We start from the raw sequence: 8537 nt of genomic DNA on the forward strand, positions 1-8537 counted from the left end.
CTCCTGATTTTAAGTTTATCTTCCCGGGCTTCCGCCAGTCCCAGCAGCGCCGTCAACACCTTTCGTTTTCTGAAATGAATAAATTCATCACTGATAAAAGGGCCGATCGGATTCTTTTTAAAGAAGCCTGCCGGGAAGATAGATTTGAGTTCTCCCTGGTTATTACCATCATGCTGGTAGTGTAATACAAGGTATTCCAGCAGATGGGATTTTTCTATATTGGATAATGGTAAATGCAACATTTTGATGATACCATCTATCTGCGCGTGGTTGATGGCGTAGCGTAACAGCCACCTGAATACACCGATACGATAAGGCGATTGTGGCAAATGCTTCAGTATCGCCATCAGCATGGCTTCATTAATTTCCTGGCCATTTTGTTTCAGGTAATGCATGGCCACAAAATACTCGAGCAACATGGTATGGGCGAAACGCACCTTCACATTGAACATGATTTCCTGGCTCAGATTTTCTTCTACCAGGATATTATCTGCCAGCAGTTCTTTGTAGGCAGGGAATAATTCGGCGTTTTGTGTGAGCAGCAGGTTTTTATCTGTATAGATACCGGTTCTGCCGAGATCTACCAGTGTCAGTAATTTTTCAATAATTTTTATTTTGAAAGAATTGCTTTGCGAGTTGAATACCCGGTTTTGAATAAATCGCGAAACAATTTCAAATAAGCTGAGGTGCTCATCTACAAATGTTTGATCGGGGCCGCTGTTTAACTGGCAGAACAACTGCAGATAATAGGGATACCTTAATTTCTGCAGAAAATTTTCAGAAAACAACCGCACTGTTGCGGGATCAAACTGATGATTATATAATATGGACTTCACTTCCTGCTCCGTTAGCCTCGGCATATTGATATTGGTTTCCTCGTCCATTTCGGTGCCGAGGTACCAGTAACGCCGGAAGGCAGGGTATTGCTGGGAGTGTTGAAATATTTCGGCCCAGGTACTGCTCCGGATAGAAAGGATCACTTTCACCCATGGATACAGGTCATTGGAGTATACGAAATCTTCCAGTTTGGAGTAAAGGAGACGGAGTTTTTCTCCGGCAACAGCTATCTCATCAAAGCCATCTATTATTAATATAAGGCGTCCTCCTTTTTTGTCGAAGTGACTGGAGAAATATTCCCGGAAGTTTTCTCCGTTGCCCAGGTTCATCTGGTTGTCCAGCCAGGTGGAAAGTGAAAACCCTTTGAGTAGCAGGCTTCCCGCAGCATGAGCATGAATAAACCAGCAGATGTCTTTTTTATACCGGGCATCTTTTCCAAACCAGCAATGTTCTGCCAGATGTACCAATGCGAGTGATTTACCCCATCCGGAAGGCGCAATTAAAGCGGTGGCCGCATAATCGCTTTCCAGGAACTTTTCTATATGTGCGTTGCAGAATGGCCGGTGTACGGTGTAAGGAAAGGCAATACCTGAGCGGTTTTTGAGCGTGAGGATGGTGTAATGGGAAACAGCATCCGCCTTGCTTTTTAAGTCACGCCATTTAGTGGTATCAAATACCGGAACGGCCGCATTTTCTGTGGACGAAAGTGGCTCGTTGTTGAGCATCCTGTAATGATGTTGCTGAAAATCGTCCCAGTCTTTATACTGACAGTATTGCGAAAGTGTATTTAAAGTGTATCTGGAAAAGCTGTGTTGAGCCACAGCAAAACCGAATACCCTCTTGAGCGTGGTTTCGCTCACCAGTTTCGTGGTGTCATCCAATATGGACTGAGAGAGATGTTTGCAATCTCCTGGCAATATGACTTCAACACCGAACCTGCGCAAGACTTCATTCTGCAGGGTGACGATAAAGTCATAGGATAGATCAATCATAGGGGACAATAAAATGGATTTTCGAATTGTCGGTACTTGTTTAATTACGTATGCTTTTTACGTTTAGATTTTGAAAAAAGCGAATGAACAAAATGAACAGAAAAATATTAAGTCAGATTATATATATTATTTTATATAATAAGAATTGCCTGACCACTTAGTTGTTAGATGAATATCATATATAAATATGAGTGTTACAATATAATATTATTATATAAAATATACTTATATATTATTTTTTTCTGCTGTAAATCAACCGAAATATTTCATAATTATTTTGATGGGGTCGCTTAAAAAAAATAGGACGGTACATTTTGGTGACCCGTCCCGCCCCTTTTTAAATAAAACCCCCGTTTAGAAAACTTAAAAATGAATGAAATGAACGAATAACTATTAAACTGAACAAACTGAACTGTGAAAAAATAATGAATGAAAAGACCTTTCCTTAAACCACCCCTTCAATATACATTCGTAGCGTTTTTGTAACATTCTTTTAACAAATAAGCAAGGAAGCATACTTTTTATCAACCAGTATCCTTTCCCCAAGACATTCCTAACCTACCGGCCTCCTATAGAGTTTTGTTGTATCGCAATGAAACTGAACAATTTTTATTCAAATATTTGATGCTATGCATTCAAAAGCTACTCCTAATAGCCCTTTTACTGCTCTTTTTTGTCTCCCTCACCCAAAGGGAACAACTACTGTACAAACCAGTCTTACTGCTATCTTTAATAGTGCCGGTTCCCTGGCCTGGAAAAGTGTGCTGGTACTCCTCTTATTATTTGGTATAAGCGCCAGGGAGGGCCAGGCGCAGACATATATTACAAGAGTATATGCCAACAGCCAGGTAAACAGGGCATCAGGGCTTTGCGTAGGCTGTAACGTAGCCAACGCTACACAGGCGGTAGATGGCTCTTTGAGTTCAGCATCAACCATTAATACGGTCGTAACACTTCTGGGCGCAACCGAATCCCAGGACCTTATTTTCCCGGCAGCTATTACCGACAATAAGCCTGCAATCGTGAAAATCGCCACCGGTGGAACTCTCGGCAGTGTGGTAGGATTACAACTATTAGGAGGAGTATATGTACAGGCCTACAACGGATCCACTCCGGTTGGTCCTGTTGCATTTGCAAACCAGGCAACCGTAAGTCTTCTGGCCAGCGGTAACCAGGCGGAAATTTTCCTGGCTGCTCCCGGCGCAACTTATGATAGGGTAAGAGTAACGGTAGATGGTGGATTGGCCGGTGTGGCAGGTAGCATCAACGTATTCGCGGCCTATTATAATGTACCAGCCACCAGCACCATTGCATGCGACGTACCTTTGGATGTGCTTTCCGGCGTTACCGGCTCTGTGGGCGCACTGGGAAGCGTGACCAATGCTGCACAGGCAGGCGACGGAATTGTCTCTACTTCAAATTTCGCTACGTTATCCAGCGCCGTTGGCTTGTTGAATAGCAGCGCGCAGGTAACAGCTGTATATCCCGGTCTTTCGAAGCCCGGTGATTCAGTACGTGTTATCATGTCTACCCCTTCTTCTCTTATTACCTTAACAGTATTAAGCTCCGTTACCATCAAAACATATAACGGAGCTACCTTGGTAGATAGTCTCAGGTCTTCCAGTACTTTGTTGAACCTGACTTTACTGGGAGATGGCAGTGGTTTGCAATCACTTTCCTTTCAGCCTACCGGCGCTTTCGATCGCGTAGAGGTCTCCATCGGCGCAGTCGTCGCGGGAGCACTCTCCACGCTGAGGGTACATGAAATACAACGATATGCCCCGGCCCCGGGGGCAGGCAGTGCGGCAATACGAACTACCTGTTTGAATACTGCCATTACACTGAATATAAGTAGCCCTGATCCGGGACTAACCTATACCTGGTACGACTCTACGCAGACGACCGTAGTCGCTTCCAACGTAACCAGTTACAGTCCTCCTGTGAATGCCATAGGAACTTTCCGCTATTATGTATCTGCTAAAAGATTGAACTGTTCTACAGAATCAGCTAAAACACTGGTGACTGTAAAAGTGAATAATTATGCCGCTGCAGCCGATATTACGGTGCCGGCTAATACCGCTTCCTGTCCTGGTGATACTGCGCGGATCACGCCTACTTCTACTACTGCTAATAATAAACCGGTATTTAAATGGTATAAAGATGCTGCCAAAACCACCGCCATTACAGATGGTCTGGTGGAAGGTGCGGTAACATACACCATTGATACTACTGGCAGATTATCTATTACCGGTCTTGCTGTAGGCACTTACAACTATTTTGTAAGTGTTACAGATAGTAACCATTGTGAAAATATTGCTAACACACTCAAACAAGCTACGGTAACAGTAGGCACAGGTCCGGCTCCAGCATCGGTAGCACCGTCCTTCTCGGTTCCTACCGGTCAAACCGTTACTTTAACGGCAGCTCCGGTTACCGGCGCTACTATTGTTTGGTACAGTGATACTACGCAGGCATCTATCGGCTCCGGTACTTCCTTCCAGGTAGGACCATTCAGTACTCCCGGTACCTATACTTTCTACGCAGGCGTACGTCTGACCGGTGGTTGCGAATCTTATCGCGTGCCAGTGGTGGTAACAGTAACCGGCCCGGTAACTACTACAGGATGTAATGTCCCTACCAGTCAGTTAACCGGAACAACTTTGGGTTGCGTTTTATGTAGCGTTGATAATCCAACAAACGATATTGATGCCAACCCAGCTAACTTCACCCAACTCAATCTTCCTGTAGGATTGCTGGGCGGATCGGTTTATCAGCAACTGATATTCCCGGCCGTTGGTGCAGCAACAGACAGCATCCGGATAGAGCTGGGCACCGCTGCCCCACTTGCGAATGTAGGTCTGCTCGGAGGTACCATCATCACGATTGCTAATGGTAGTACCATAGTAAGAAGAGATACACTTTCCCAGTTGCTGACATTACGCCTGCTGAGCAGTACTCGCTACAGCGTAAGCATACCGGCCACCGGACCTTACGATCGTGTGCAGATACTGATGACAGGCACCGTTAATCTGCTCAATGCACTGCAGATTTATGGCGTGCGTGCGGTGGGTCCAAATCCGACTATTTCGCCTAATGGCTTTTCTGCCTGCGTTGGCTCAACGGCAACCCTGTCCGTAACGCCAGCAGCCGGAACAAGCGTATTATGGTTCGCGGATTCTACCACCAATATTTCACTGAGTAATCAGCCTACTTATACTACTACTACCGCATTGAACACACCAGGTAAGGTAACTTACTTCGTTCAAGTGGTAGATGGCTCAGGTGCCAGCGCTTGTAACAACCCTGAAAGGATACCAGTAGTGGTAACCGTTAATGCATTGGGCACTGCTGCTGATATCACTTTGCCAGATACGACTACCGCTTGTGGTAGTGCCGCTGCAGTACTCATTCCTACAGCTGCAGGGGTAACTATACCCGTATTTAAATGGTATGCAAATGCCGACAGGACCAGCCCGATCATTAATGGTACTGTAATAGGTACGGCTACCTTTACCATAGATACCACCGGTAAACTCAGCGTTACTGGTTTAACGCCAGGTAACCATACCTACTATGCAAGTGTATCCGGTACCAACCGTTGTGAAAATGCGGCGAACAGCCTGAAAGCAGCTACCATCAAAGTGACTAGTGCACCGGCTCCGCCAACATTGGTACAAACATATACTGTCACTACAGGATTACCACTCACATTAGTGGCATCTCCTGCGCCTGGTGCTACTGTATTATGGTACAGCGATACTACCCAGGCTTCTATTGCCAGCGGTAGTTCGTTTACGCTGCCTCCATTTACAACACCGGGTGTTTACCAATATTTTGCCGGTGATAGCTTACCTGGTGGTTGTATCTCTAACCGCCTGGCGATTACCATCACCGTTACTGGTCCGATCATTCCAACCAGTTGTAATGTGCCTACCAGCCAGGTAACCGGAACTACATTGGGTTGCGTACTGTGTAGCGTCGCTAATCCAACCAACGACATCGACACAGATCCAACCAACTTCGCCCGCCTGAATATACCGGTAGGTTTACTCGGTGGTTCCGTATTCCAGCAACTGATCTTCCCTGCCACTGGTGCAGGCACAGATAGCATCCGCTTCGATCTGGCTTCACCAGGCGGAGTGGCAGATGTATCCTTACTGGGAGGTGCTGTCGTTACAGTATATAACAACAACACAGTAGTAAGCACGCATACCTTATCACAATTACTCACTTTAAGATTACTGAGCGGTAATCGTTACACTGCCACTGTAGCAGCAGGTGGTGCTTACAATAAGGTGGAAGTAAAACTCACCGGTGTAGCTAATCTGTTGAACTCACTGGATATTTATAATGTACGTGCAGTAGGACCTAATCCAACTATTGCAGCGGATAGCGTAACAGTATGTGCTGGCTTGCCTGCAACACTCACCGCTACTCCTGCAGCCGGTACTACGGTGCAGTGGTATAAAGATTCTACCGGTGGTGCATCCCTCAGCAATCTGCCTACTTATACTACGGACAGTCTGAAAACCGCCGGCACCTTTACTTATTATGTACAGGTGGTAGATGGTACCTGTCCAAATCCTGAACGTATTCCGGTGACCGTTACAGTAAACCCACTGGGCTCACCAGCAGATATTACAGTGGCCGATACTACCAGCGTATGTGGAAGTGCCACTGCGCTGCTTACACCAACAGCTACCGGTGTAACTACACCAGTATTTAAATGGTATGCAGATGCCAACAAAGCAACGCCGATTATAAACGGTACTGTAATAGGCAGTGCTACCTTTACTATCGATGCGGCAGGTAATCTGCGCGCAACTGGCCTCACCGCTGGCAACCACACTTATTATGTAAGTGTATCCGGCGCTAACCGTTGTGAAAATGCGGCCGGTAATCTGAAACCTGCTACGATCAATGTAACAGGCGCACCAGCTCCACCTACCGTTGTACAGAACTACACTGTCACCACAGGATTGCCACTTACTTTAGTGGCATCTCCTGCGCCGGGGGCTACGGTAGTATGGTACAGCGATACCACAAAAGCAGCAATAGCTACAGGTAATTCAATAACACTGCCGCCGTTTACAAGTCCGGGAGTGTACATTTATTATGCAGGCGATAGCTTGGCAGGAGGCTGTTTATCCAGCCGCCTGCCAATTACCATTACAGTAACTGGTCCGGTAATTCCAACCAGCTGTAATGTTCCAACCAGCCAGGTAACAGGAACTACCCTGGGCTGCGTTCTGTGTAGCGTAGTTAATCCAACCAACGATATTGACTCTGTAACGACCAACTTCACCCGTCTGAATATACCGGTAGGTTTACTGGGAGGATCTGTATTCCAACAATTAATCTTCCCTGCCACAGGTGCAGGCACAGATAGCATCCGCTTCGATCTGGCTTCACCAGGTGGAGTGGCAGATGTGTCCTTACTGGGAGGAGCTGTCGTTACAGTATATAATAACAACACAGTAGTAAGCACGCATACCTTATCACAATTACTTACTTTAAGATTACTGAGTGGTAATCGTTATACTGCTACGGTAGCAGCTGGTGGTGCTTACAATAAGGTGGAAGTAAAACTCACCGGTGTAGCTAATCTGTTGAATTCACTGGATATTTATAATGTACGTTCAGTAGTGCCGGATCCTACAATTACCGCTAAAACGGTCACCATCTGCGCTGGTCAACCTGCGGTATTAGCAGCTACACCATCAGCTGGTACCACTGTTCGCTGGTATGCTGATTCTACCTCTCCGGCTATACTCAGCACACTGAATACATTTACTACAGATACACTTAAAACAGCAGGTACCTTTGTTTACTACGCTCAGGCAGTAGGTGCAAATGGTTGTGCTAATCCTAATCGTATACCGGTGACCGTTATCGTTAACCCGGTAAGCCAGGCAGGTGATATCACCATAGATACTACTACAGCCTGCACCAGCACTCCTGCGGTACTTACACCAACAGCAACCGGTGTTACAGCACCAGTATTCAAATGGTACAAGGATGCCAACAAAACAACGCCAATTACAAATGGCCTGGTGAATGGTGCCGTAAGTTACGCGCTCGACAGCACCGGTAAACTGACCATCACTGGTCTGACAGCAGGCAACTATACTTACTATGTAAGCGTATCAGGTGCCAGCCAGTGTGAAAACCCTGCAGGTGCCCTGAAAGCGGCAACCGTACAGGTAGTAACAGCTCCTGCTCCTCCTGTGGTAACAGGAGACGTGGTGGTACAAACTGGTGTAAAAGCCACATTGTCTGCCCAACCAATAGTAGGCGGAAACGCTACCATTGTATGGTATAGCGATTCTACCACTACTACACCAGTAGGAACCGGCGCTTCTATCCAGGTAGGACCATTCAATAATCCAGGTACATATACCTACTTCGCAGCAGTACAAATTACAGGCGCCTGCGCATCTGCACGTGTACCTGTACACGTGGTGGTAACAGGACCTGTTATTCCGTCTCCGGATTGTAACGTTCCAACCAGCCAGAATTCAGGTACTACCCTGGGTTGTGTACTGTGTAGTGTAAATGGACCTACTAATGATATCGACAGTGTTCAGACTAACTTCACCAGACTGTCTATCCCTGTAGGATTACTCGGCGGATCAGTTTACCAACAACTGATATTCCCGAATGCAGGCAAGGCTACAGATAGTATCCAGATCCGTTTGGGTACATCCG

At 46.2% G+C, this 8537-nt stretch carries 1 protein-coding gene and 1 pseudogene; one reads left to right on the top strand and one right to left on the bottom strand.

What is annotated here, in order from left to right:
- Positions 1-1829, bottom strand: a pseudogene (locus VIP81_RS27285) (hypothetical protein); the annotation flags it as partial.
- Positions 1830-2458: 629 nt separating this feature from the next.
- Here VIP81_RS27285 and VIP81_RS27290 point away from each other — a divergent pair.
- The coding region (locus VIP81_RS27290) for a hypothetical protein (protein WP_331968868.1) at positions 2459-8537 on the top strand (6079 nt) is incomplete at its 3' end.

The organism is Chitinophaga sp., assembly GCF_036566945.1.
Taxonomy (GTDB): domain Bacteria; phylum Bacteroidota; class Bacteroidia; order Chitinophagales; family Chitinophagaceae; genus Chitinophaga.